The organism is Streptomyces sp. NPDC091682 (genome assembly GCF_044756625.1).
Lineage (GTDB): Bacteria > Actinomycetota > Actinomycetes > Streptomycetales > Streptomycetaceae > Streptomyces.
Window position 1 is genome coordinate 53,518 of the sequence record NZ_JBIVTH010000029.1, and the last position, 23,642, is coordinate 77,159.

The 23,642-nt window shown below is 68.1% G+C and carries 24 protein-coding genes and 4 pseudogenes; 15 read left to right on the top strand and 13 right to left on the bottom strand.

Going from position 1 to position 23,642, the window contains the following annotated elements; all coding sequences use genetic code 11:
- Positions 1–160: 160 nt before the first annotated feature.
- Positions 161–634 carry a GNAT family N-acetyltransferase gene (locus ACIQK6_RS38550; protein WP_402697122.1) on the top strand — a complete coding sequence of 158 codons (474 nt, stop codon included), beginning with the start codon at positions 161–163 and terminating at the stop codon, positions 632–634.
- 107 nt (positions 635–741) lie between these two features.
- Here ACIQK6_RS38550 and ACIQK6_RS38555 read toward each other — a convergent pair whose 3' ends face one another.
- Positions 742–1,863, bottom strand: a complete 1,122-nt coding sequence (locus tag ACIQK6_RS38555) for a nucleotide disphospho-sugar-binding domain-containing protein (RefSeq protein ID WP_402697123.1) — start codon at positions 1,861–1,863, stop codon at positions 742–744.
- Between ACIQK6_RS38555 and ACIQK6_RS38560 the strand changes: the two genes are divergently transcribed.
- Positions 1,856–2,590 (top strand): cytochrome P450, encoded by a 735-nt coding sequence (locus ACIQK6_RS38560; RefSeq protein WP_402697125.1) that lies wholly within the window; start codon positions 1,856–1,858, stop codon positions 2,588–2,590. The genes ACIQK6_RS38555 and ACIQK6_RS38560 overlap by 8 nt on opposite strands.
- A 63-nt stretch (positions 2,591–2,653) precedes the next feature.
- Here the strand turns inward: ACIQK6_RS38560 and ACIQK6_RS38565 are convergent.
- Positions 2,654–3,043: pseudogene (locus tag ACIQK6_RS38565) on the bottom strand (transposase family protein); the annotation flags it as partial.
- Positions 3,044–3,102: 59 nt separating this feature from the next.
- Here ACIQK6_RS38565 and ACIQK6_RS38570 point away from each other — a divergent pair.
- The 5 genes from ACIQK6_RS38570 to ACIQK6_RS38590 are packed head-to-tail and all read left to right on the top strand — an operon-like array spanning position 3,103 to position 4,946.
- Positions 3,103–3,429, top strand: a complete 327-nt coding sequence (locus tag ACIQK6_RS38570) for a hypothetical protein (RefSeq protein WP_402697126.1) — start codon at positions 3,103–3,105, stop codon at positions 3,427–3,429.
- Positions 3,419–3,589, top strand: coding sequence for a hypothetical protein (locus tag ACIQK6_RS38575; protein WP_402697127.1), 171 nt, complete (start codon positions 3,419–3,421; stop codon positions 3,587–3,589). Before ACIQK6_RS38570 ends, ACIQK6_RS38575 begins: the two co-directional genes overlap by 11 nt.
- 6 nt (positions 3,590–3,595) lie before the next feature.
- On the top strand, positions 3,596–3,898 hold the full coding sequence (locus ACIQK6_RS38580) for a sigma factor-like helix-turn-helix DNA-binding protein (protein ID WP_402697129.1): 303 nt from the start codon (positions 3,596–3,598) through the stop codon (positions 3,896–3,898).
- On the top strand, positions 3,895–4,398 hold the full coding sequence (locus ACIQK6_RS38585) for a hypothetical protein (protein ID WP_402697131.1): 504 nt from the start codon (positions 3,895–3,897) through the stop codon (positions 4,396–4,398). Before ACIQK6_RS38580 ends, ACIQK6_RS38585 begins: the two co-directional genes overlap by 4 nt.
- Positions 4,359–4,946: a hypothetical protein gene (locus tag ACIQK6_RS38590; RefSeq protein ID WP_402697132.1), complete on the top strand. Its 588-nt coding sequence runs from the start codon at positions 4,359–4,361 to the stop codon at positions 4,944–4,946. The genes ACIQK6_RS38585 and ACIQK6_RS38590 overlap by 40 nt, the downstream gene beginning before the upstream one ends.
- Before the next feature lie 556 nt (positions 4,947–5,502).
- Here ACIQK6_RS38590 and ACIQK6_RS38595 read toward each other — a convergent pair.
- The 4 genes from ACIQK6_RS38595 to ACIQK6_RS38610 all read right to left on the bottom strand — a co-directional run bounded on the left by ACIQK6_RS38595 (position 5,503) and on the right by ACIQK6_RS38610 (position 9,032).
- The gene (locus ACIQK6_RS38595; RefSeq protein WP_402697134.1) at positions 5,503–5,940 is read right to left on the bottom strand and encodes a hypothetical protein; all 438 of its coding nucleotides are present in this window, start codon (positions 5,938–5,940) and stop codon (positions 5,503–5,505) included.
- A complete protein-coding gene (locus ACIQK6_RS38600) occupies positions 5,921–6,154 on the bottom strand; it encodes a helix-turn-helix domain-containing protein (RefSeq protein ID WP_402697135.1) in 234 nt (77 codons plus the stop codon). Before ACIQK6_RS38600 ends, ACIQK6_RS38595 begins: the two co-directional genes overlap by 20 nt.
- 476 nt (positions 6,155–6,630) lie before the next feature.
- Positions 6,631–7,707, bottom strand: a complete 1,077-nt coding sequence (locus tag ACIQK6_RS38605) for a tetratricopeptide repeat protein (protein ID WP_402697137.1) — start codon at positions 7,705–7,707, stop codon at positions 6,631–6,633.
- Positions 7,704–9,032 carry an ATP-binding protein gene (locus ACIQK6_RS38610; RefSeq protein WP_402697139.1) on the bottom strand — a complete coding sequence of 443 codons (1,329 nt, stop codon included), beginning with the start codon at positions 9,030–9,032 and terminating at the stop codon, positions 7,704–7,706. Before ACIQK6_RS38610 ends, ACIQK6_RS38605 begins: the two co-directional genes overlap by 4 nt.
- Before the next feature lie 290 nt (positions 9,033–9,322).
- On the opposite strand from ACIQK6_RS38610, the gene tcmP reads away from it, so the two are divergent.
- Both tcmP and ACIQK6_RS38620 read left to right on the top strand, forming a co-directional pair.
- Positions 9,323–9,724, top strand: a complete 402-nt coding sequence (gene tcmP / locus ACIQK6_RS38615) for a three-Cys-motif partner protein TcmP (RefSeq protein WP_402697141.1) — start codon at positions 9,323–9,325, stop codon at positions 9,722–9,724.
- Positions 9,721–10,455, top strand: coding sequence for a hypothetical protein (locus tag ACIQK6_RS38620; RefSeq protein WP_402697142.1), 735 nt, complete (start codon positions 9,721–9,723; stop codon positions 10,453–10,455). The genes tcmP and ACIQK6_RS38620 overlap by 4 nt, the downstream gene beginning before the upstream one ends.
- Before the next feature lie 44 nt (positions 10,456–10,499).
- On the opposite strand, the pseudogene ACIQK6_RS38625 reads toward ACIQK6_RS38620, so the two are convergent.
- Positions 10,500–11,247, bottom strand: a pseudogene (locus ACIQK6_RS38625) (DUF5131 family protein).
- Positions 11,248–11,676: 429 nt separating this feature from the next.
- Between ACIQK6_RS38625 and ACIQK6_RS38630 the strand changes: the two are divergent.
- On the top strand, positions 11,677–12,216 hold the full coding sequence (locus ACIQK6_RS38630; protein ID WP_402697144.1) for a GNAT family N-acetyltransferase: 540 nt from the start codon (positions 11,677–11,679) through the stop codon (positions 12,214–12,216).
- A gap of 45 nt (positions 12,217–12,261) precedes the next feature.
- A complete protein-coding gene (locus ACIQK6_RS38635; RefSeq protein WP_402697163.1) occupies positions 12,262–12,450 on the top strand; it encodes a transposase in 189 nt (62 codons plus the stop codon).
- Positions 12,451–12,673: 223 nt separating this feature from the next.
- On the opposite strand, the gene ACIQK6_RS38640 is transcribed toward ACIQK6_RS38635, so the two are convergent.
- Positions 12,674–14,611: a BTAD domain-containing putative transcriptional regulator gene (locus tag ACIQK6_RS38640; RefSeq protein WP_402697146.1), complete on the bottom strand. Its 1,938-nt coding sequence runs from the start codon at positions 14,609–14,611 to the stop codon at positions 12,674–12,676.
- A gap of 112 nt (positions 14,612–14,723) precedes the next feature.
- Here ACIQK6_RS38640 and ACIQK6_RS38645 point away from each other — a divergent pair.
- Positions 14,724–15,603, top strand: a pseudogene (locus ACIQK6_RS38645) (alpha/beta fold hydrolase).
- Between the two features lie 1,855 nt (positions 15,604–17,458).
- Here the strand turns inward: ACIQK6_RS38645 and ACIQK6_RS38650 are convergent.
- A complete protein-coding gene (locus ACIQK6_RS38650; protein ID WP_402697148.1) occupies positions 17,459–17,659 on the bottom strand; it encodes a hypothetical protein in 201 nt (66 codons plus the stop codon).
- 319 nt (positions 17,660–17,978) lie between these two features.
- Here ACIQK6_RS38650 and ACIQK6_RS38655 point away from each other — a divergent pair, with 319 nt between their 5' ends.
- The gene (locus ACIQK6_RS38655; protein ID WP_402697149.1) at positions 17,979–18,119 is read left to right on the top strand and encodes a hypothetical protein; all 141 of its coding nucleotides are present in this window, start codon (positions 17,979–17,981) and stop codon (positions 18,117–18,119) included.
- A gap of 71 nt (positions 18,120–18,190) precedes the next feature.
- Here ACIQK6_RS38655 and ACIQK6_RS38660 read toward each other — a convergent pair whose 3' ends face one another.
- Positions 18,191–18,799 (bottom strand): hypothetical protein, encoded by a 609-nt coding sequence (locus tag ACIQK6_RS38660; protein ID WP_402697151.1) that lies wholly within the window; start codon positions 18,797–18,799, stop codon positions 18,191–18,193.
- 259 nt (positions 18,800–19,058) lie between these two features.
- On the opposite strand from ACIQK6_RS38660, the gene ACIQK6_RS38665 reads away from it, so the two are divergent.
- Both ACIQK6_RS38665 and ACIQK6_RS38670 read left to right on the top strand, forming a co-directional pair.
- Positions 19,059–19,340: a hypothetical protein gene (locus ACIQK6_RS38665; protein ID WP_384832761.1), complete on the top strand. Its 282-nt coding sequence runs from the start codon at positions 19,059–19,061 to the stop codon at positions 19,338–19,340.
- Positions 19,337–19,726: a hypothetical protein gene (locus ACIQK6_RS38670; RefSeq protein ID WP_402697152.1), complete on the top strand. Its 390-nt coding sequence runs from the start codon at positions 19,337–19,339 to the stop codon at positions 19,724–19,726. The genes ACIQK6_RS38665 and ACIQK6_RS38670 overlap by 4 nt, the downstream gene beginning before the upstream one ends.
- Before the next feature lie 488 nt (positions 19,727–20,214).
- Here ACIQK6_RS38670 and ACIQK6_RS38675 read toward each other — a convergent pair whose 3' ends face one another.
- From ACIQK6_RS38675 to ACIQK6_RS38685, 3 genes and pseudogenes are all read right to left on the bottom strand, one after another.
- Entirely contained in the window at positions 20,215–20,373 is a 159-nt protein-coding gene (locus ACIQK6_RS38675; RefSeq protein ID WP_402697154.1) for a hypothetical protein, read from the bottom strand.
- A 584-nt stretch (positions 20,374–20,957) separates the two neighbouring features.
- A complete protein-coding gene (locus tag ACIQK6_RS38680; RefSeq protein WP_402697156.1) occupies positions 20,958–22,586 on the bottom strand; it encodes a serine/threonine-protein kinase in 1,629 nt (542 codons plus the stop codon).
- Between the two features lie 970 nt (positions 22,587–23,556).
- Positions 23,557–23,642, bottom strand: a pseudogene (locus tag ACIQK6_RS38685) (IS5/IS1182 family transposase); the annotation flags it as partial.

A 23,642-nucleotide genomic window follows, 5' to 3' on the forward strand; every position in this document is an offset into this window, starting at 1 on the left:
GCATCAACCGCCTCAAGAGGAACCGGGCGGTGGCCACGAGATACGACGCACTCGCGGTCCGCTATGAGGCGACCGTCCTCGTTGCGGCCATCAACGAGTGGCTGTGACCGACGCGGTAATCGGTTTGCATCACCGTGCTACAGGACTGAAGCTCGTCCCCATGACGGCAGACCTCATCGTGCGTCCGGCCCGGCCCGCCGATTCGCGGACCTTGGCCGAACTACGTTGGACGTTCAAGCAGGAGGACTACGAAGGGCAACCGCCGGCTCCTGCTCGCCTCCTGGAAGAGGCCGAGCAGTGGATCCGCACCCGGCTCAGCGATGGCCACTGGTTGGCCTGGGTCGCGGAGACCGGGGGCGAAATCTGCGGACACGTCTTCCTCTGTCTGGTGGAGAGGATGCCGGAGCCCTATGGCGACAACAACCCGGTCGGCTATGTCACCAACTTCTTCGTCATGCCATCACAACGGAACAAAGGAGCCGGCTCGGCACTCCTGGAGGCGCTGAAGCAGCACTCACGCAGCGCCGGCCTCGAGGGCTTGATCGTATGGCCGTCAGAACGCAGCACCCCTCTGTATCGGCGCTCCGGTTTCCAGGCTCCAGAGGAACTGCTGGAACTTCCGCTCGACACGTGATGAGATCCACTGCCGATACACGCCCTAGGTCCGAGAGCCGTCAGGCCGGACCCGACGGCCCCATGGACCCCGCCGTGCCGTCCAGCCGACGACGTCGCGGACCTTCCTCAGCAAGCGGCCAGGGCCTCCAACGCGGGAACCGTTTCGGCCGGGGTCGCCAAGGCCGCGTTCTCCGCCCGGAGACGAGCCGCAGCCTCCCGCAGCGCCGGGTCAGTGATCAGGCGGGTCAGCAACGGAGCATCGACGTCGTCAGAGGCGCAGCGCAGGGCGGCGCCGCTGGCGGTGAGCGCCGCGGCATTGGTGAAGTGGTCGGCGCCCTGGGGCAGCAAGAGCTGGGGCAGACCGGCCTGCAAGGCCGTCAGCAAAGTGCCGGAACCACCGTGATGGATCAGCGCGTCAGAGGTGGTCAACAGCTCGGCAAGCGGGACCCAAGGCAGCGGACGGACGTTGTCCGGGAGAGTTCCGAGCGGGCCGAGGTCAGCGTCACCGACGGCGAGCAGGAACTCCGCATCCACCGACGCGGCGGCTTCGACCAGACGGACGATGGCACGGACACCGTCCATCGCGGTGAGCACGGTACCCAGGGTGATGGCGACACGCGGACGGCCACCGCGCCGGAGCAATTCGGCTGGGACAACGCCGCCGCCGTTGTAGGGGAGGTACCGCATGCGCAGACCGCCCGCATCGCCACCCAGCGATGCCGGGACGATGTTCAGCGCGGTAGGCTCGGCAGGACCGGCCACCCCATACGTCCCATACGCCTCGGTGAAGCGGGCGGCCAGCCGGGCAACCATGTCAAGGCCCGAGGTGACGCCGAAATTGTGGACCACCGACGGGATCTTGAGTTTCGCTGCGACCAGCGGGGCCGAAGCCTGGAAGGAGTCGTAAACCAGCAGGTCAGGACGCCAGCTGTCGGCAGCCTCCAACAGACCGTCCACAGTAGAACGGGAGACCAGCGCAAAGCCGTGGGCCGCCCGGTCAAGGATCTGGTCCGTGGTCATGTCCGGTGCGACGTAACGCACTTCCTCGCCCGTGGACTGCTCGAAAACATCGCGGATACTACGGCCGTCACCGATCTCAACGACCGAGAAGCCACTCTCGCGGAGTTGGTCGAGAGGCTGCGAACCCGCGAACAGCACCTCGTGGCCGGCAGCACGTAAGGCCTGCGCGGTCGGGACCATCGGGAAGAGGTGGCCGGCTGCCGCCGGTCCGGTGAAAAGTATGCGCACAGTTTCTCCTTGCCATCAGTCTGCCCGTCGAAACGGATCACACGAACTCGACCCGATTCCCTCCGATGAACCAAAAAGAGGCCACGCAACGTTCCCCCCAGAGCGTCGAGAATCAGTCGTTTTAAGGTGCACCTGTCCGGTAAGGCTCGGCACACCCCCAATCCGGTCCCCCACCAGAGCATGCCTGAGCCAGACATGCCGGCCTGACCTCGCACACCACCCACCACCTACGGCCGAGCATGACCTCCTCGGCGTCCGTCGGGACGTGACACGGGGTGGCCTCAGCAGCCTGCGCGCCCTCGACCGCGTGATGCGCGAATCACTGCGCCTGTGCCCGCCCATCGGCAGGATCCCGCGCACCGCCATCCGTGACACCGAAGTGCTCGGGCACCACATCCCCGCCGGCACCCTCACCGTCGTCGACTACCTCAAGCTCTACGCGAACCGCTCCACGTCTTGTGGATTCGACCCTCCGGACCAGCCGGACTACCCGTTCTGGCGTAGCGAGTGGATTCCGTTCCTGTCGGACCAGGACGGCTGGATGGGAAAGTTCGTCGATGTGCGGGACGGGCGCGTCGGCAGCTGGTTCGTGGGTGGACCCACGGTCACGGGCGAGTACGAATCGATGGCTCAGTATTTTGACTCTGTGGCGGAGACGCTGACGAGGATCGCCGGTGGAAGCTCCCGGGTCAGTCGGTTCACCGACGGTCGGCTTGTCTGGTCGTGAGACGGTTCCCGACTGGATGATGGCCATTGCCAATACGTCCTCCCCCTGGAAGGACAATGAGATTCACCAGCGTTGACGTTCCAGGGTGAGGATGGCTGCGGCGGTGACGGTCATGCGGTTGGGGCTGCAGCGGGCCCGGCGGAAGATCTGCCAGGACTTCAGCCTTGCGATGCTTCGTTCGACCGGTACCCGTGCTGCCGACAGGGCCCGGTTGATCGTTCGTTGGGTCGTGGTGAGGTCCCGGTTCGGGAGCCGTCTGATCGGTGTGGTCACCCAGGGGCCGGCTCCAATGTAGGCGCGGTCGGCGAGGACAGGGACGCCCTGGCGTTCGCAGATCCGGATGATGCGGTGGATTCGGGCCGCGGTCAGATCGCGGGTGCGGCCGGGCAGCGCGGGTGAGATCCACAGCAGTTTGCCTGCGGGGTCGGCGATTACCTGCACGCTCACACCGTGGGGGTCGATGTGACGGGGGTCACATTTCACACCAGGGCCTCCTGGGGGCTCTAGAAGGCATGTCAGAAACGAGCGAGTTCGAGAACCTGCCCGAGCCGACCATGGAGGCGGAGGCCACGGGTGTCGCGGAAGCCGAGGCGCCGCGGCACACAGTCTCGCTCCCGGGCACCGGGAACAACGGTGTCGGTCAGTACGAGATGGCTGGCCTGGTCCTGCTCCTCAATACCGTCCTGGGCGGCCTCGGTACGCTGTACCTGACGACAAAGTCCGTTGAACTCACCATGAATGCAGCGTTGTTGACGCTGCTTCTTACGGTCGTGGTCCTCGTCGTACGGCATGTGGCCGGGTCAAACAACGACGCGAAGGGCGATCGGGGTGGACGATGAGGCAGTCTTCGAGGCCTTCTTCACGGAGGCGTATCCCCGGGTGGTGGCCATGCTGATCCACTACCACGGGTTTCGGGAGCCGATCGCCCAGGAGGCGACCGCCGAAGCGATGACACGGCTGGTGCCGCGCTGGGCGAAGGTCGAGCACCCCGCCGCGTGAGTGCGGGTGACCGCGCGCCGTATCGCCCGAGGTCTGGTCAAAGACGAGCACCTGGCCCTGCCCGAGCTGGAACTCGTCGACGGACGGACCGACACCGACTTCGACACGGTGGTGCTGACTTTGGCGGCCGGGACGGCGATCGAGAACCTGCCGCCCCGGCAACGGGACGCCATGACGCTCGCCCTGGCCGACCTGACGCCGACGGAGGCCGCCGAGGTGCTCGACTGCACCCCGGTTCAAGCCCGCGCGAACCTCGCCCACGCGCGCCGCGCTCTGCGGCGTGCACTCGAAACGGAGGAGGAGGCATGAACATCAATCCCACCAACGATCCCGCGACGGACGGACAGGATGCCGAGTACGAGCGGCTCGTGACGCGCTTCTCCGAGTCGCAGACGCTCTCCTCCACGCTGGAGCGGGTCAAGGCCGAGGCTTTGCGCCGTCGGAAGGCCGGCGAGCTCGTCACCCGCGCGCGGGGCGGCCTTCTGCACAACCACACCGTCCGGGAGATCGCCCGCTACTTCCGGACCGCCGACCGCGGCCCGGTCGAGCTCCGGCAGGTCACAAATCACACAGGCATCCCACTCGGCGTAGCCCGAGAGGTCCTGCGCGAGTTCGTACACGCCGGCCTTCTCCACGAACACGAGGAGAAGGACGGCGAATCGACCCGGCGCTTCTATCAACTCGCCAGCGGTGCGCACGACGGCATGACCGCGGTCTTCATCGAGACCGAGGCCGGAGCCAGGCGGCACGCAGAGCAAGATGACGCCGGGTGGGCCTCTGGCTGGCTTGGATGGGGGTCATCGCGATGAATTTCGCCATGAAGATGGCCGCCGAGTTCTGCTGGGGGATTTCCTTCCTAGCCGTGGTGTCGTTGGCGGCCGAGATCATCAGCGCCGGATTCAACTACATTCGGTCGGGCGGAAGCTCGGAAAAGATAGCCCGGGCGAAGAAAACGATTATCTTCGGCATTTACGGCGTCATCTGCGCGTCCGTCGTCGGAGTTGTGGTTCAGCTCGCCTACCAGCCGACTCTCGTCGAGAGCATGCGCGGCGTCATCCTGGCGGGTGCCGTCGCCCTCATCATCTCGCAGGTCTTCTTCACGAATTTTGTGCCGCGGATGATCGCGGCTTACAGCTCGTGGTGGGTGCCGAAGGCCGAACGGTCAGCACATCGAGAAGACATCTTCTGCGCCCTGATCGATTCGCGCGGCCTGGAACGCAGTCGTCACATCTGGCAGGAGTTCGCTTCGGGCCCACGCGCAGGACTCCGTTCTCGGCGCTATCACGTCCGCCTCGCCGTAGTCACGTCGAATGCACCTAGCCACTCCCAGGTCCGGCACGCTCCGAGCCGGAGGTAAGTCAGGGTCGCGTCCCTGTTCGCTCCCTTCGAGAGGGCGTGCCAGCACTTCGACGAGTCCACGCCGGTACCGGCCTCGTTCAGCCTGCACGCCACCACGCACGCGACCGGGCAGACGCAGTACACGTCGGTCAACGCGATCATCGCGGTGATGCTGGCCGTCAGCCTTCTGCGGGGCCTGGAGGCCAACCCCTTCGCGGTGTCCATCCACGTCTAGCGCTGTGGCCGGAAAGGTTTGCCGGTTCGCGGCGTTCGGTGCGGTGCATCGCAAGGCGGAAGGCCGCGGCTCGTACTGGACGTACTTGCGCGGTCCGACAACGCGGCGAGGTGCCGTACCGGGCGTCGTGAGCCGGTGAACCTTTCCGGCCACAGCACTAGGGCTCCCTGCCGGCGCCCAGGACAGGGGGAGGCGCCGGGTCGGAGGGGCGGGCGAGGGTGACGGCCAGGTGCTCGGCGAGCGAGGCCATGTCCGGGGCGGAGGAACGGGTGGGGACTCCGACGGCGTGCTGGGCCTCGTACTCGTCGAGCTGCTGGTCGAAGGAGTTGGAGTTGGGACCTTAGTCCTCCGGGTACGTCCGGGCGAGCCACCAGGCGAGCGCCCGCCACTGGGCCCGCAGGTATCGGGTCTGCCGCTGGGTGACCTCCGCCCCCATATCGGGGTCGATCCACGTACGGACCTGCTCCTGGAGCACGATCCGGCCCATGCCCGCGTCCATGATTCCCTTCACCGCCCGCAGCGCCATTCGCGCTCGGGCTTGGGACGCCCGCATGGAGGGCTCGACGTACGGGTCGTCGGAGGGGATGACCTGCTCACCGTCCTCCCGGTCTTCGGCGGCATCGCGGCCGCGGGCGAGCCAGCGGGAGAGTGTGCCCCGGGCGATCCCGTCGGCGGCCGCCGCGTCGCCGACGGAGACGCCGATGCCCAGGAAAACAACGGAGATCGCTGACCAGCGCGGATGACGCCTAGACCGCTGATCAGCCTTCGTAGCTGGCACTCTTGCGGTTCTTGCGTAGCTCTCGGTACAGAGTGGAGCGGCTGACGCCAAGCTCGGCGGCGACCTGATCGGGGATCGCGCCGTCCTTGATCCGTTGGGCGGCTCCGGCGCGGGTCGTCGCGTTGAGCTTCGCGGGCCGTCCGGTCGGCAGCCCCCGGGCTTCCTTGCCGGCACTGGCGCCGGCGGCACGCTCCAGCATGTAGATCTGCTCCATCTGAGCGAACATCGCAGTTCCTGGTCTTGGCAGGCCGGAGCAGTTCGAGCGGGCGTAGTGCAACCGACCCAACAAAAGCGGTAGACAGTACTTGACCGACTTAGCCTGCGATCATGGGTACCGAGCCGGACGTGGCTGTGCGCCCGGCCACCGCCCGCCGGATCAGGGCGGAGCGCGCCTTCGCAGCGAGTACTACGGGGACCTCGAGTTCGGTGAGGAGCGCGGTGAGTTATTCGGGGAGTGGGACGGCCGAGTCGCGGATGACCGACAGGTGGGCGTCGTAGTCAGCGATTGGCCCCGACAGGTCGACCTAGAGGGGCTTGTCGTCGGGGAGGGCGGTCCAGTCGAGCGGCTACTCAGCCGCACCCCGCCACCCGCAGGAACAGCGGCCCCGCAGAACTGAGGCCCGCGGTCGGCGCGAACACCTCGCGCCCGCAGATGCCGGGGACCTCAAGGAGATCCCACAAGCCACCCGGTCACCCGGTCTTCCTGCGGTCGTACGCCATGGTCGCAAGCGCCGCCACCAACCCGGCCCAGAAGAGGACCATGGGTACGCTCCGGTCGGTCCACGGGATCTGGGATATCAGCAGTGCGCAGAGCATGGCCACCACAGCCTGTCCCAGTACGATCCGGGCCCAGCGGCCGCGGCGTACCAGGGAGCGGATGTTGAGCTGCACTCCGGTACGCATCCGGTGGTAGCGGAGCAGCGCGCCGAAGCCCCAGATCGCGGCCATGACCATCAGCACCCAGAGCCGGTTGCCGAGCGGTACGGGCAGCTCCCGCAAAACCGGGTCCTTGGCCGTTACGAAGAGGTCGATCATCGCTCCCGCGGCTGCCAGACAGGCGAGCGCGAGCCAGCGCGTTCCCCGCAGCAGGCGGTAGGTGGCATGGTCGAGGCCGTTGCGCAGCATCGGGGACTGGGGTGCGCCTGCCAGGCCTGCGGAGTACATCTCCGCGGCCTTGGCGGCCGTGACGTCCGGGCTGTTGGCCGTCGCGTCGGTGTACATGGCCTGTGCCGTCTCGTTGGACGGGTCCAGGCGCAGCCATTCGACCAGAGCCTGCTTCGCGACGTCCTGACGCTGCGTGCGTACGGCCGTGAAGCACACGGCCTGGTGGGCGTCGGGCTCGTGCGGGGCGAGGCGTACGGCCTCGCAGGCCGCCTCGTACGCCCGCTCGTGATCGGCCGCCGAGGCCGTCGCGTAGGCGACGAGTACTTCGGACAGCGCGAAATGCGAGGACCACGCGTCGGGCCCCCTGCGGACGGCCTCCTCCGCCGCCTCCCGGGCCTCGGACCGCCTGCCCAGGCGGAGCAGCACCCCGGACAGCCGAATGAGCGCGCCGACGTGCCCGGGAGAGATCCTGAGCATCTCGGTGGCCGCCCGCTCCGCGAGCTCGTACTCGCCGAGTTTCTCGTGGGCGACGGCGAGCATCTGCCAGGCCCATTCGTCGTCCGGTTCCTCGGCGAGGTGGGGGGCCAGCACGGCCTTGGACTCCTCGTACCGGTCCGCCGCCTGCAGCGCACCGGCGCGCGCCACCACCGGATTCGAGCTCACAGCTTCCGCCTCTTCTTCAGGTACGTCACCAGGTCGTCGTACATGCCGCCCTCGTTGGCGAACATCGCCACGTTCCGCGCCGCCGCGAACCACGGTTCGGTCGACGGGACCACCGACTTCGCGGCGTCGAGCAGGTCCTTCGTTCCGATCATGCGGATCAAGCCAGTGCGCACCGAGTCAAGCAGCGCACTCTCGGCCGCCGACTCGCACACATGGGCCAGGTCCGCGCCCGAGAGGCCGTCCGTCGCCTTGACGAGACGTCCCAGGTCGACTGCCTCGACGGGACGGTCGCGCAGGTGGTAGCGGAGGATCGCCTCGCGGGCGGTGGCGTCGGGCGGCAAAACGAGGAGAGTGCGGTCGAGCCGTCCCGGACGCCGCAGCGCGATGTCCACGTCCCAGGGGACATTGGTGGCAGCGAGGACGAACACGCCTTCATTGGCGGCGGAGTCGATGCCGTCGAGCTCGGTGAGGAGCTGGTTGACGGTGTTGCGCATGCCGCTGTGCTGCGTACGGCTGCGCTTGGCGCCGAGCGCGTCCAGTTCGTCGAGGAAGACGACGCAGGGCGCCTGGCGGCGGGCGGTCTCGAAGACCTCGTGCATGTTGCGTTCGGAGTTGCCGATCCACATGTCGAGGACGTCGTTGACGGACACCGACAGAAAGCTCGCGCCGAGCTCGCCGGCGACGGCACGGGCGATGAAGGTCTTGCCGCAGCCGGGCGGACCGTAAAGGAGCAGGCCGCCGCGCAGGCTCTTGCCATACAGCTTGCGCAGTTCGGGGTTGCGCATCGGAGCGAGGAACGCGGCTTCGAGGCGGTCCTTGACCTCCTGCATGCCGCCCACGTCCGCGAGCCGTACGACGCCGGGAGCGGACACGTCCCAGGCACCGGCGTCCCCGGGGTCGCCGCTGCCGTCAGCGGCGAGTGGGGGCTCGACGAAGCGGGGCTCGACGATGCCGTCGACCTCCTGCTCCGCCGCCCGCCAGTCGAATCCGGCGTGGCGGGAGGACTCGTCGGGAGCGGTGGAATCCGCGGGCGCGGCCGGACCGGCGGACTCGACCTGATCAGCGGCTGTGGACGCGTCCTGGGCCGCGGGCGATGGGGATGCCGGCATCCCCATCGCCCGCACCATCAACTCCCGCGCCGCTCCGTCCCCCGGCGCGTGCTGCAACGCTGCCGCGACCTCTGTCACCGCTGCATCGTGCAGACCCGCGGAAAGCAGCAACTCGGCGAGGTGCAGCCGCAGAGGAACGTCCTCAGGGGCCGCGGCCACGGCTGTACGCAGGCTCTGTACCAGCGGGGATTCAGGGATGAAAGACTCTTCCGGCATGATCCCATGTTTACGCGGGATCGCCGACGAGAGTCCAGGCAGGGTGGTGTGCGGTGGATCACCAAGCCCCGAAACGACCGCATGACCGATAGGCCAAGCCCGCCAGCGCCGCACGCCGCAGCGGACTGTCCTGGCTCCACCGCGGCCGACGCTGGCCTTCGGGCCGACAGCATCACCTGGACCACCTCATCGGACCGGCGACACCCCTGCTTCCACGCGCTGACCAGCCACAGGCGAGACCGTCGGGCCCGGCGATCTGTCCGGCCGCACCCTGCGGTTCGCTACCCAGCGTGTTCAAGCACGAGCTGCTCAAGCGCTATCTGCCGCAGTTCGGCGACATGACGGGCTCGCGATCGCACGACAGGCGCGTGGTCTACCTCGACGGGTACGCGGGCGAGGGCCGCTACGAGAACGGCGAGCCGGCCTCCGGGGAGCTCGCGCTGCAGATCGCTGCGGACCTGCGTTCCCGGGCCGGGCTGACGCTGGAGTGCTTCTTCTCGGAATCCCAGCCGAAGTCGTTCGACCGCTTGCAGGAGGTCGTCCAGCAGTACCGCGCGGGCGGTGTGCTGGCCCACGCTCACCGCGGTGAAGTCGATGGCGTCCTCGACCAGGTCTTTGAGCGGGCCTGGGGGAGCCGCTGTTCCTTTTCCTGGACCCGACCGGGCTCGTCCTGCCGCAGGACCGGCTGGTGAACGTGCTGGCCCGCAAACTGCCGCAGGACTGGCCGCCGACCGAGTTGCTGATGAACTTCAGCATGATGGCCGTCTGGCGCCTGGGCGGACACGTGCGCTCCCCGCAGGGCAACGAGAAGTCGCTGCAGCGCTTCGACGACGTGTGCGGCGGTACCTGGTGGCGCGAGTACTTCGCCGATGCGACGGCCTCTCGCGAGAAGGAAGGGGCGGCCGAGGACGCGATCGAGGCGGTCGCTGCCGAGTACTGCCGTCGGCTGGCCGAGCGCACGGGCATGCTCGTGAAGTCGGTGCCGGTGTCGCACTCACCGCGCAAGCGAGCGGTGTACCAGTTGGTGTTCGCCACCCGCAGCCCCTACGGGCTGTGGGTGTTCGGCAACACCGTCGCCCGGGCCCGGGACGAGTGGTGGAAGACGCTGGAGCTCCGCGAGGAGAAGGACGACGGGCTGTTCTCGGTAACCTCGGTGACTCGACCGGATCCCAAAGAGGTTGAGACCAGGGCGGTGCCGCAGATCGCGGCGAACCTGGAACAGCTTCTGCTCCGGACGGACCGACCGATCAAACTGGTCGACCACCCCCTGGAGATCTTCGGCTCCTTCTACGGGCAGGTCACCGAGCCGGCGGTGCGCAAGGCCGTGCAGCTCCTGCACGGGCAGGGCAAGACGCCCAGCAACGGCGTGGGCGTACACCGGACCCGGGAAATCACCCTCCAACCCGGTCACCGCGCGGCCTGATCGACGCGGCCACGCGTAGAGCCGACGGCCGTGGACGGTCCCGGTCAGGCCGGGACCGTCAGGGGCATCTGATCCCAGGTCACGCCATCGAGCGTGCGGCCACCGGCCTTCGGAGTGTGGCCACCCGACTGCTCGAAGAAGAACGCCACGTTCTCCTGAGCGCACTGGTCCCGGATCTGCGATACCCACGCGGGATCCATCGGCCGGTGCTTCGGCCCGGACTCACCGCCGGCGATCACCCAGTGGATGCCGTCCAGGCGCAGGCCGTCGAGCGGGCCGAGCAGCGGCTCACACGACAGGAACCGTACGGCGGCCGGCACCTGCCGCAGGTCATCCACGCGCGGCAACTCCTTCGCCGCCTCCACCGACACGCCCATCCACACGTTGGCCGGCCACTCAAGCCGGTCGGCGACCTGCCGCAAGCGGCGGGCACGCTTGGTCAGCACCTGGTAGGTGTGCTGAGGTGTGTCGGCCATCACCTCGAAGACGCGTCGGACGAAGTCAAGCGGGACGCGGGCGTGGCAGAGGTCCGACATGGAGTTCACGAACACGGTCCGCGGACTCTTCCACCCATACGGAACGTCCAACGCGTCGGGGTGAACCGTGAGGTCGAAGCCCGGCCCGGACGTTCTCGGATCACCGTCGTTCTGGTACTTGGCCGCACCCATCACCTTGAGCCTCTTCGCCAGAGTCAGGGCGTAGCAGTTGTCGCACCCCGATAGAGACGCGATCACATCCGGTCGTTGGATTCCAGGTCGCCTCAGTCCACTCGATGGAACTCCGGTCAGCCACTGGTTCGCCTCCATCTCGCCGCGCCTGTCCCGGCACCCCTGGCCCATCAGCGGCACAGCCATCGGAACGGGCAACGCCATACGACCATCCCCGAGCCACCTCTTTCCCCGGAACGGTGGGGGCCGTTGGCCAAGCGCCAGCCCCCGACCCCGCGGCAAACTGTGCTCCCTTACACGATGGGGGCGCCCCTCACCATGGCGCCCTGACCCATTGGCGCTCCACGAATCTCATCTGCGCGGGCTCGTGAACACCCGGCCGCGCAATGGAAGACGCCCGATCTTTCGGTTTCCTGGCTTTACGGCGTGTTCGGCTTCCTTGAAGGCGATGGGTCCGTGGTGTCTGCCGCCCGCGCCCGCGCCGACGCCGCCGGTGCACTACTCCTCAAATACATGCTTGAACGTGCGATGCTGCAGGGCCGATGGTTGCTGCATGCATGACGTGAAGCTTTCGGACGGCGTTGTCACTCTCTCTCCTCCGCGCCTGGATGACGTCGACAAGCACCTGGCAGGCGAGGACGAGCTGCTGGTGCGGTGGCTCAGTGGGGGGCCAGGCTCCCGGGAAGGCACCGAGGTGTACTTCCGCCACTGCCTTGAGCAGTGGGAAACCCGTGGGCCGTTGCCCGCATTCGGGATCTGTGTGGCTGCCGGGTCAACGCTGGCGGGCTATATAGACCTGCGGTTCGATGTGGCGGGCTTGGCACCTGGACAGGTCAACATCTCCTACGGGCTCTACCCTGCCTGGCGGGGTCAGGGACTGGTGACTCGCGCTGTCCGCCTGATCTGCCAGTACGCCGCAGCTGAAGGGGTTGCCCAAGGAGTGATCCGGGTGGATCCGGAGAACTCCCGGTCGGCAGCGGTCGCGCGACGGTCTGGTTTCACCTACGACAAGCGGGTTCCGGAAGCAGATGGCAACCAATGCGACTGGTACGTCCGCAGCCTGACCGACAAAGTTGATCTACCGCCCATGTGACCACTCCGCCCCCAGTTCGTTGATGGGAACGTCGGACGGAGTGATCTGACGGATGCCGAGCGGGAACTCCTGCGGCCGTTCCTGCCGGTCAGTAATGGGCGTTGTGGCCGGTGGCGGCACCACCTGCAGATGATCGACGGGACTCTGCACCGGGCGCGGACCAGCATGCAGTGGCGGGACCTGCCCGCACGGTTCGGGCCGTGGAAGACCGTCTACGAACGCGGGTGTGAGTAGTCGAGGTACAGGAGATGCCGGTGAGATTGATCTTGCTGCGATTCCACTACTCCTGCCAGGGCTCGGGCGTTCTGGGTTCGGGTGCGGTCCTGCCCTCCTCGGGTTCAGGCCGTCGCGCCTGCCTGGTGTCGGCGACGGATGCCCGTGAATGTCATGGCGACCTGATCCCGCCGGGGCCGTGGGGTGAGCGCGGACGGGCCCGGGGCTCGCGGATTGCGGTCGCTTACCCCGCTCCGGCGCATGCCTCCGCCTCTGCCAGGTACCGCGCCACCGGGCCCAGGGTCAGCATTCCGCTGGCGGCGCCGGCGTGTTCTGCACAGGAATCACGCAGGGCAGCCGCAGCGTGGGCGGCGATTCCGCGCTCGCCGAGGCGTACGGCGGCGCGGGCGGTCAGGCACCACATGGCCTCCTGCATGTGGTCACGCGGTGGTTCGGGCACCGCGGCGAGGGCGGTACGGGCCTGCTCGCCCCGGTTCTGGGCGAGCAGCACGAGGGGCCGCATCCAGGGCCTGTACGGGCCCCAGTCGAGGTGCGGGTCGATGGGCGCGGGCCGGTCGTGCAGCAGGCGCAGTCCCAATAGGGCGAGCGGGAAAAGGCCGTGGTGCAGCCCCGGCATTCCGGCCGTCCGAAGGGTGTCCTCGGCAGCCCGGTAGAGCGCTGCCGCCGCGGCGGCGGTCGGTCCGCCGGGTTCGGTGCTACGGGCGGCCGTGGCCCGGGCCCTGAACCACCCGGTGAGGACGGGGACGAGGGGCGCTTCGGTGGTGGCGGCGAGCTGGTCGGCTGCATTGGCGTGCGAGGTCGCGGCGTCGAGGTCGCCGAGGGCCGAGGCGGATTGCAGGCGGACGAGTCGGCCGAGTACGGCGAAGTTCGGCAGCTCGTGCCGGGTGGACAGGTCGAGGATCTCGGCGCCGGTCCTGTCCCGTGCGGCCGCGAGCCCGGGGTTGCTGAAGGACTGCAGGAACACCCCGTTGAGGGCGAAGGCCAGCAGGGCGGGATCAGCCAGATCCCGTGCCAGCTCCTCGGCCTGCAGCGCCGCCTGCTGCGCGTGCTTCAGCGCGGTCGCGGAGAGGTCGGCGCTGCGGCTCTCGACGGCGACCGCGGCCAGGAGGCGGGCGCGCAGGTTGGCGGGGCCGTCTGGGCCGAGCCTGGTGAGCGTGCGCTCGGCAGCCGCGACGACGGCGCGGGACTGTTCGGGGTTGTCGGCCCGGCTCCAGAGGGCGGGCACGTCGTAGGCGCCGATGATCCGGGCGGTCAGGGAGAGGTCTCCCGTGCGTTCCGCCGCCTGGATGGCGGCGAGTCGGTCGCGCCGCGAGCGGACGAGGACTTCGCCGCCCGCCAGTGCGAGGGTGCGGGCCAGATCCACGGTGGTGCGCGGGCCGAGCCGGACACCAGGGCCGGTCCACGCGGTACGTGCTCCTTCGGGGCGCGCGGACCCGTTGAGGATGGCCGTCTCCAGGCGCTGAAGGTCGCCACCGGGGTCGAGTCCGAGTTGGTCAACGAGCATCGCGCGGGCGCGGCGGAGGGTGGCCAGCGCGTCGGCCTGGCGGCCCGCGCGGTACAGCGCGCGGGCAAGCAGCTCCCAGGCCGGCTCGCGCCACGGGTGTTCGGCGACATGGGCACCCAGTTCGGCGACGAGATCGGCCCCTTCCCCGGAGTCGAGGAGGATGCGGGCGCGCAGTTCCACACCCTCCAACCTCAATTCCTCCAGCCGGGTCCGCTCGCGCTGTGCCCATGCGGAGCCGGTCACATCGGCGTAGGCGGGTCCGCGCCAGGCCGCGAGTGCCGCGCCGAGGTCGGTCACCGCAGCAGGGTTGCGGCGGGCTCGGGCCAAGGTGTCCTGGAACTGATGGACGTCCACGTCCTCGCGCAGCAGGCGCAGCGCGTAGCCGGGACCTTCGGTGACAATGACGAGCGGCGGATTGCGGGGCGGTCGGTCGGGTTCGAGAGCGCGGCGCAACGCGGCGACGAACGTACGCAAAGCACCCACGGCGCGGGCAGGCGGATCGGTCCACAGGTCATTGACGAGGGTGTCGGTGGTGACCATCCGTCCCTCGGCGGCGACGAGTCGGGCGAGTACCTCACGATGGCGGGGTCCGCCCAGGTCAACCGTGTTGCCGCCGTCGCGGAGGGCACGCACCACACCGAGCACTTCGATTCGCATGACCCCATCCTGCGTGCCGGGGGCCTACTGCGCTCAACCGTACTGATCGGCTGCTGATTGCCGTCGCCCAAGCTGATCCGGTCAAGTCCCCGACCCGTAAGGATGGTCCCTCATGACGCTCACCATTCCCGGTTTCGATCACGTCCGCCTGCCCGGCGCGGGCGGTGTGGGGCTGGCTGCAGCTGTCGGCGGCAGCGGCAGCCCGGTCGTGCTGTTGCACGGTTTTCCCCAGACCCACCTGATGTGGCGACACGTCGCCGAGCGGCTCGCCAGCGAGCACACGGTGATCTGTCCTGACCTGCGGGGCTACGGCGCCAGCGACAAGCCGGCAGCCACTGGCCCCGATGCGTACGCCAAGCGCACCATGGCCGCCGACGTCGTGACCCTGGCGGCGGCCCTCGGCCACGAGCGCTTCGCCCTCGTCGGCCACGACCGGGGCGCCCTGGTCGCCTTCCGGGCGGGGTTGGACCACCCGGAGACCATCACGCACCTGGGCATCCTCGACATCGTGCCGACGCTCGACATGTGGAACGTCCTGCACGGTGCCTCGGCGGCGGTCGGCTACCACCTCTTCCTGATGGCGCAGCCGCCGGGCCTGCCGGAGGCGATGATCGCAGGCAGTGCGGACGTGTTTCTTCGGCTCATTCCTCGACGCCTGGGCCAACGACCCGACAGCCATGCCCGCAGAGGTGCGTGCCGAATACCTGAGCGCGAGCGCCGCGGCAGTGACGTCGATCGTCGCGGACTACCGGGCCTCGGCGGACATCGACGCCACGCACGACCAAGCGGACCTGGACGCCGGGTCGCAACTGGCCATGCCCGTGACGGTCGTCCAGCAGGACTGGGGCGCACGGCTCGGCTACGACGCTGTCGGGGTGTGGAAGGCGTGGGCGCCGGACGTGGAGCACCGGCTGACCCGCGCCGGGCACTTCATGGCCGAAGAGGCACCCGACGAGATCGCGGCCGCGATCCGGGGCCTGCTGGCCCGCTGAGCTCCTACTCTCGACTCGTTGGCTGGGCCGTGGTCGGTCGACGAACGCCAGGTTTTCGGCGATCAGCATTCCTTTCTTGTGCTGGGTACCCGGGCGGTGCTGCCCGCGATCTTCGGGCGTCGTGTGGTGACTTCGGATCAGGTGGGGCTTTGGGGTGCGGAGCTGGCGAGTCTGGGGGCTCGGATCGCTGGGTGTTTCGAGCGGTCGGAGCCGCGAGCGACGGCGGTCGCCTATGTGAGGGGGCTGCTGGCGGAAGTACCCCACAAGAACGGATGGCATGGCTGAGCAGGCCGGTGCCGCGACGCCCCGGCGACCGTGTTCGTCGAGCCGGACTGCTCCGGCGACGAGTGGACCGTGCTGAAGCCGGCCACCGGGCCGGGTGAGATGGACCTGAGATTTCGGTCGGTCGTGTTCGGCAGCGGCTGAGCGGCAGGGGGTGCGGCTCCGGGCCGGCAGGCCTCGACGGGCGCGGCTACCAGCGCCGTTCCAGGCCGACCGCGGGAAGTGTGCCGAGACCGTCGAACGGCTGACGGCGCAGTTGGCCGCGGGGTAGCGCCCGCCCCGACGCCGGTAGTCCGACTCCGATGCCGTGCGTCCCCCGGCTGCAGGCGGGCCGGGAGCCCGATGCTCGCGCAGAGCCGCGAGGGGGCGGGACAGCGGGTAATCGCCCTGGAGGCAGGGCAGGTGGGGATGGGTCAGCACGGCCGACGGCCTGGGCTGCATTACCTGCGGAGGCTCCCGTACACCCCGTGGGAGCGGTGCATGACGCCAGTCTCGGTCACCAGGATGGTCGCCTGCCGACTCGTTGGGTCGTTCCCCAACCGGAATCCCACGACCAGAGTCGTCATGAACTGCCTCCCATGTACTCGCGATCACCACGGCTAGCAAGCGCGGTCCCCTGGGAGGGACGAGTCGCCAACTTTCCTTCTGGGCCGGGTCCTTCCGGGGTCTCCGTGCGGTAGCTGTCACGGAACCCCTCCAGACCACACAGAAAGCAACCTATCGAATATTTCTGCATTCGATCCTCGAATCGGTACAGCTAACACATCCGTGCCGGGTGGCGAACCCTGGCGAATTCTCGGGAGCCTGGATTTTCCGCGTGAGCGGTCGGCACATGCCATAAGACCGTTCCTCGGCGAAGGAGTCGTCCGCTTTAACCGCAGGCCTCTTCCTGCGCCCGAAAGCCGCGGCCTCGACGTCGCCGGTTCGGGCGCGTCTGGCCGCTGTCGGCCGGGGCTGCGATCCGCGTCTGCGAAACGGGAAGGGAAGACCAGTGCGTCCGGTACGCACTGGCGGTTTGACCTGCATGTTAAACGAGTTCATGCGTGAAGTCGGTGCCAACTACATCGGCTGGACCCTCGGGCCGATCACCCTCGCGGTCGGAAGCCGCGTAGTCCGCCGGCGCCACCGCGCTCCCGGGGCCAGCCGGCCCGCCGACGATCAATAACAAGATCAACCCCGCTAATATTTCTCTGGAGGAACTGAGGCATGACTGACTTCGAAAATGTCACCTTACGGACGACAAAGAGTGTCGTCATGAAAGCGACATCATCAAGCGCGGCATCCGCGGAATACGACAGGCGCAGCGCCTGGGAATTCCTGTCCCCAACCCACCCGCTCGCCGACGGAGCTTGGGCGGGACGCCTGGCCAACGAGCCAAGCATCCACGCACCGACCAGCCCGCTGAGTGAGGTGGCCGCCAGGTACGACGAGATCGTCCGGAGCGTGGAGTTCGACTCCGACCAGCTCGTGACCGAGACCGAGGTACTGGGTTCTCTGCTGGCCATCCGCGAGATCAGGCGCAAGCCGCAGACCGACGAGGTCCGGCCTATCGCCGCGGCCCGCCGCAAGAAGGTCACCTGGCAACGCCCGCCCCGACGCCCTGGAACTCAAGAGCCGCAGCGCCGCCGAGCGCCGTTACCTGCAGCTGCGCGCCGACCTCGATCACGCGAGCGGAAAGCAGCTCACGCAGACCGAGCGCGTGGAATACGCCCGGGCTCAGCGCGACCGGAAGGCCGAGCGGACATGGGCGGACATGGGCCGTCAGCCGGGCCACCCGGATCATCCTGCTGGCCCGGCAGCTGGCCGCAGTGCCGGACCTTCAAGGACGGGCAGACCGATCCCCCGAGAGCGCGCAGGCTCACGGCCGGGCCACCCGAGCCGCCATCCGTGCCGGGGCGCCCGTGCCGGCTCCGGTCAGCGCCCCGTGGCCACGCCAGCTCTTGGAGACGCTTGAGGCAGAAGAACGGCTTCGCGCAGAGAGCAAGGGAGTCCTCTCCCTCCACAGCACTGCCCGACACACGGGAGGAGTCAGGCACACCGACCTGATCCACAGCCTCTTCGGCCTGATCGGATACGCCGTCGACCCAAGCCAGATGGCCCTCGAGGACCACACCGAACTCGTCGCCGACATCCGGATGCTGTACGCCGAAGCAGGCCCAGCCGCCCCACGCGCGCTCAGCGACATCGCACCGAGCGAGACTTCCCGCGGCCGCAGGCGCCTCGTCCTCGACTAGCTCCGTACTTCGCGGGTGGCAGCGAAAGGTGGATTCCGGCGGCAATGCGCCGTTGTACGGCCCCGCGACTATCAGCGGCCATCTCGTTTACGCTCGCTGCGCCACAGCGCGCGACCGTGGTTTCCTGGCAGGGTGGCGGCCAGCTCGCCCACCAGGGAGACGTCGTGGCAATCGCTGTCCCGGCTGCCCCGGCACCACCACACCGGTGGGTCAGCCGCGTCCGTTTCACCCTGGTCCCAGTCGTCAGTGGTCCCTGCGGGACGAGGGTGCATTCCGATCTTGTGTTCCGAGCAGATCGGCCAGACCCGCCAGAGCAACTCCATGATGGTCGACTGCGCCGCATCTGCGACCGCAGTCAGGACCGTCGTCGCATCGTCCGGCTCTGGCGGGTCGCCCTCCTCCAGGTCGCACGCATTCACCGAATTGCCATGCCAACGGCCGTCGGGCATCGCCACGTAGACCTGACCCCTGTCGATTCCGCTCGGGGGCAAAGGCTGCCAAGGCGGGGCAACCATCAGTATCAGTGCTTCTTGATCCGGCAGGGTCGCCATCAGATCGCGATTGACCGCAGCGAGTGCGGCCTCCAACTTCGGCCACTGACCGGGCTCGGCCGGCCTGGGCTCCGGGAGATGCTGCCGGTCATGACCAGGACCGATGCTGAAATATGAGAAGTAGTTCACCGGGGCATCGTCCCAGTCACCCTGTCCTTCACCGGTGGCGGAGGGTGAAATCAGCTCAGGTCTCTGGCCAGCGGGGGTGTGTGGGTTCCAGGCCGAGGAGGTCGAGCAAGTGGAGCTGGGTGCCCGGGAGTACCCCCCTGCCGACGCGTGATCGACTCGACAGGCGCGCCTCCGTCCTGACGAGATCGACGGCACGGGGTGCTGCCTGAAAAGGCAGCACAGACCTGACAGTCGGGTATGACATCGGTATGGTGTTGGTATGGCGAAGAAGAAGCTTACGATCTCGATCGACACCGACAAGGTCGCGGCGATCGAGAAGGTCCTGCAAGCGAGCCCGGCCGGCTCCGTGTCCGCCTGGATCGAAGACGCAGTGTCCGCCAAACTCGACCAGGCCGAGCGTGCCGATCGCGCGCTCAAGTGGTTCGTCGACCGTGCGCGGGATGAGCAGCCTGGAGGGTGGGAGAAAGCCTTGGCTGCTGTCGAGGAGGCCGACCGCCGGCACGGTTTCACCGGCCCGGACCGGGAGCAGAGCGCCGCGTGAGTACCGGCTACATCCTCGACCACACCGCGATCGCGGCTCTCGCGCACGGCGACATCTACATGGCTGCGCGCGTCTTCCGTTCCGTCGAGCAGGTCCAGCCGCTATACCTGCCTGCGGTTGCCTTCGCTGAGGGGCTTTCCTCCGTCGTGCAGCCGGAGGTCGGGCAGATGCTGCAGGATGCCCTGTCAGCGCCGTGTTTCGTCTTCCGGGCCCTCGACGAAGCGGGATGCTGGGCCGTCGCCCAGCTCGCCCGCGAACGCGCTGCGGATTTGCCTACCGCTCACGCCGCGCACCTCGCGCTCGGCTCCGGGCTGCCTGTGCTGAGCCGCCAAGCGGGGGCGTACAAGCAAATCGATGACCGGATCCACATCGAAGAAATCGGGTAGAGACCCGTCCGGCCCCGCCCCCTCGCCTGTTTTGGCTCCTAGCTTCCTACCAACGGGGGAAGGAACCGCCGACCGAGGTTGCGGTGGACTTCGAGCTCGCGTGCTCGCCGCCGACGCAGGTGCTCCGGTCCTCGACTCGCCGGGGTCGTTGTGGGCGGACATCGGAACACCTCCGCTCGCGCGGAGAGCACGCTGGCCGACCGGTCTGGAGCCCTTGGCGCCAACGACTGGGGCCTCGCCGCCTGCCGCCTGCCGCCTCACCCTGGAACTCAAGGCGGACGCACTCGTGGTCGAGTCCAACTACGGCGGAAATATGGCCAAGCAGGTCCTGCGGCAGCATGGGAGCAGCTCCTCGCCCACGGAGATACCAAGGGCCTCCAGATGCCCATGGTCCTGGAGTCCACTGCCAAGGTCGGCAAGCGCTCGCAGAACAGCCGATCGGCCGAGCACGGCGCGTCTTCGAGGGGACCCGAACCTCGAGCGAGTCCCTACCAACCCGTGTTCTTGGCCACCTCGGCCTGGGCTGCGGCGATCTCTTCACCGGTGGACTCGATGATGTCCACCTCCTCCAGGCGTGCCAGCAGGTCTGCGAGAGCCTGCCCCTCAGCCGGGTGCGTGATCGGTACGGTGTGCAGGTCGGTGCTCATCAGCCAGTCGAACAGCACGATCGCGTCAGCACGCCACAGGCGGAGATCGACGGTTGGTGTAGACCGCCAGGGGAACCCAGTTCCCTTGTGAGCATCTTGCCAGGTCAGCGCGCTGTGGCGCGTCACGGGTCAACGGCTACGCGGCTGCCTACCAACCTTCGGCGGCGAGGCCGGAAGAAAGACAACAAGCTAACAGGAGCAAGGCGGACCAGGACCCATTCGAGTAGCTGCCGCCGGCGGGGGACGCGCTGTGCCGGTACGGAGCGGAGTGGACCGCGACCAAACTCCGCTGGGGGCTCGCGGTCGACGAGCTCGAGTGGGGCCGGCTGCTGGACATCGCGGCCGGCTGCGGCGGCACGGACGTGGAGGTCACCCCGGCCCCGTAGCGGGGGGGGCGGCGGGGGTCTGGCGCACGGGTGCGGCCGACAGACCCACAATGGGGATGCGACGATCTCCGGGAGTGCGGGTTGATGCAGGCTTTGGCCACAGCTTCCGGATTTGGTGACACGGCGTCCACGGGCGGCTGGTAGCCCCCAGCTTCAGTGCCCCGCGCTCCTATTTGGAGGGTTCTGAACCCTCACAGGTCATGTGCCGTCCCGGGTGTTGGCGGCGCGCTGGTACCAGACTTGCGCCTCGGCCGCGCGCCCGGTGTTGGCCAGCAGTACTCCGAGGTTGTCCATGGCTCTGCTATTTCCGGCGTCGATGGCTTTCCGGTACCAGGTTTCTGCCTCGTTGGTCCGGCCGGCGTCCTCCAGCAGCACTCCGAGGTTGTTCATGGCGTTGATGTGTCCGGCGTCGATGGCTTTCCGGTACCAGGTTTCTGCCTCGTTGGTGCGGCCGGTGTCGGCCAGCAGCAGTCCGAGGTTGTTCATGGCGTTGATCTGTCCGACATTGGCGGCTTTCCGGTACCAGGTTTCTGCCTCGTTGGTGCGGCCGGTGTTGGCAAGCGCGAATCCGAGGTTGTGCATTGCGTCGGTGTTTCCGGCGTCGGCGGCTTTCCGATACCAGGCTTCCGCCTCGTTAGTGCGGCCGGTGTTCTCCAGCAGCAGTCCGAGGCCGTTCATGGCGTCGGTGTTTCCGGCGTTGGCGGCTTTCCGATACCAGGCTTCCGCCTCGTTAGTGCGGCCGGTGTTCTCCAGCACGAATCCGAGGTTGTGCATTGCGCCGTTGTTTCCGGCGTCGGCGGCTTTCCGATACCAGGCTTCCGCCTCGTTGGCGCGGTCAGCCTCTGTGAGCAACAGCGCGAGGCTGAACATGGCGTCGGAGTCTCCGGCTTCGGCGGCCCGTTGGTGGCGCTCCTCGTCGGTTTCCGGAGCATCCGCGGCAGGGCCGGTGGTTGGCCCAGGTGCGAGGTGTGCCGAGCGTAGGCGTGCGGCGACCTCCTTGGCAGTGAGGGGACGGTCGACGGGGTCTTTGGCAAGGAGGGAGGTGATGAGGGTGTCGATGCCGGGCGGTATGGCGGGCCGGTGGGTGCTGGGCGGTTCGGGGGTTGTGGACAGGTGCATGGCGATGACGGCGTACGCGGAGTCCGCGGTGAACGGGGGGCGCCCGGTGAGGAGCTCGTACAGGCTGGCGCCCAGGGCGTACAGGTCGGCCGAGTACGTCGGTGTCTGGCCTCTGAGCTGCTCGGGAGCCATGTAGAGAGGGCTGCCTAGTAGCGCTCCGGCCGTGGTCAGGCCGATCGTGCCGTCCTGGATCTGGACGATCCCGAAGTCGCAGATCTTGACGGTGCCGTCGTCGAGCAGCATGAGGTTGGCGGGCTTGATGTCGCGGTGCACGATGTTCCGCGCGTGGGCGGCGGCCAGCCCGTCGCACACCTGGGCACCGTACTCCAGCACCTTCTCGGGGGGAAGCCCGCCGGGGTGCTCGTCGCGCAGAACCGTCGCGAGATCACGCCCTTCCAGGAACTCCATGACGAGGAACGGGGAGACTTCCACCTGCCCGTCATATTGTGTCTCCTTGTGCTCGCCGAGGTCGTGGACGACGGCGATGTTGCGGTGGTTCAGCCTGGCGGCCGCCTCGCCTTCACGGCGGAAGCGGGCCAGGACCTGGGCGGCGAGTCGGTCGTCGCGCAGATGTGAGGCGAGAACCATCTTGATCGCGACGGTGCGGCGCAGCCTCAGGTCGGACGCTACCCACACCTCGCCCATACCGCCGTGCCCCAACCGGCTGTCGAGTCGGTAGCGGCCCGCCAGTTCCATCCCCCTGTACATGCAGATCACCGTATGCGACCCGCCCGCGATGGGCCAATTCACCAGCAGGCTGTGATGTGGAGCGGGATCAGTTGCTTGGACATCGCGGCCGGCTGCGGCGCCGACGTGGAGTTGTTGACCCCAGCCCCGTAGCCGGGAGGACGGGAAGTCTGCCGCGGGCGCGAACGGCAGACCCCAGGGCGTGAGGCCGACGCTGTCCCGGAAGCTGGTGGTCGTTACGGCCGTGGCGAAACGCGATCTCGCCGATGCGGCAAGGCGCTTGGAAGGGTTCTTTGAAGGGCCTCGACGCGGGTGAGTTCCCTGCTGGCGACTGATGCGAAGGAAACCCCGCTGCCCAAGATGTTGCGGATGCCGAGTGAAACGGCTAATTCGCACTTGTGTGGGGGTGGTCGTAGCTGCCGCCATTCTCGCAGCTTGCTGTCCGTCCGGCCCGCCGTCGGGCGCAGGCGCCCCACGGCTCCACTCCCACCTGCGGAGAGTCCGCAGGCAGGTCCTGCGGAGGGCAACCACTCATGTCCGTGACCACCGACCAGTCGCCGCAGCCGCCCGTTTTGTAGCCCTCGGGTACGGATCCGGTGCTGCTCCTGGTGTTGGGGATCGTCATCGTCCTGGTCCTCAACATCACGCTACCTGTGCATGGTCCACCCGTCGGTGACCGCCCCGATCGGCGCCGTGGGCAGGATCGCCTCGGCGCTGGCCGCCGCGTTTGGGGTCGCGATCGCGCTTCGCCGACGATGACGAACAGCGTTGCGGAGCGGCGCGCAGCTTGACGCATTTCCGCATGTCAGAGCGGTTCGGGCGTCTGCTGGCCAGTGCCTGGTGCGCGGGCACACAGTACCGGCTGGGTTGGGCGAGGGCGGTGGAAGTGATGCTGGACATGGTGCTGTGGATCGCTCCAGCTCACGGGCCTGTTGACGGGTAGGCGTGAAGGATTGGCGGTTCGCGGACGCCAGCGGACCAATGAGCTTCTTCAGCGTTGCAGCTCCAGTGTGAGGACGGCCTTGGCGATTGACGTCATGCGGTTGGGACTGCATCGGGACCTGCGGAAGATCCGCC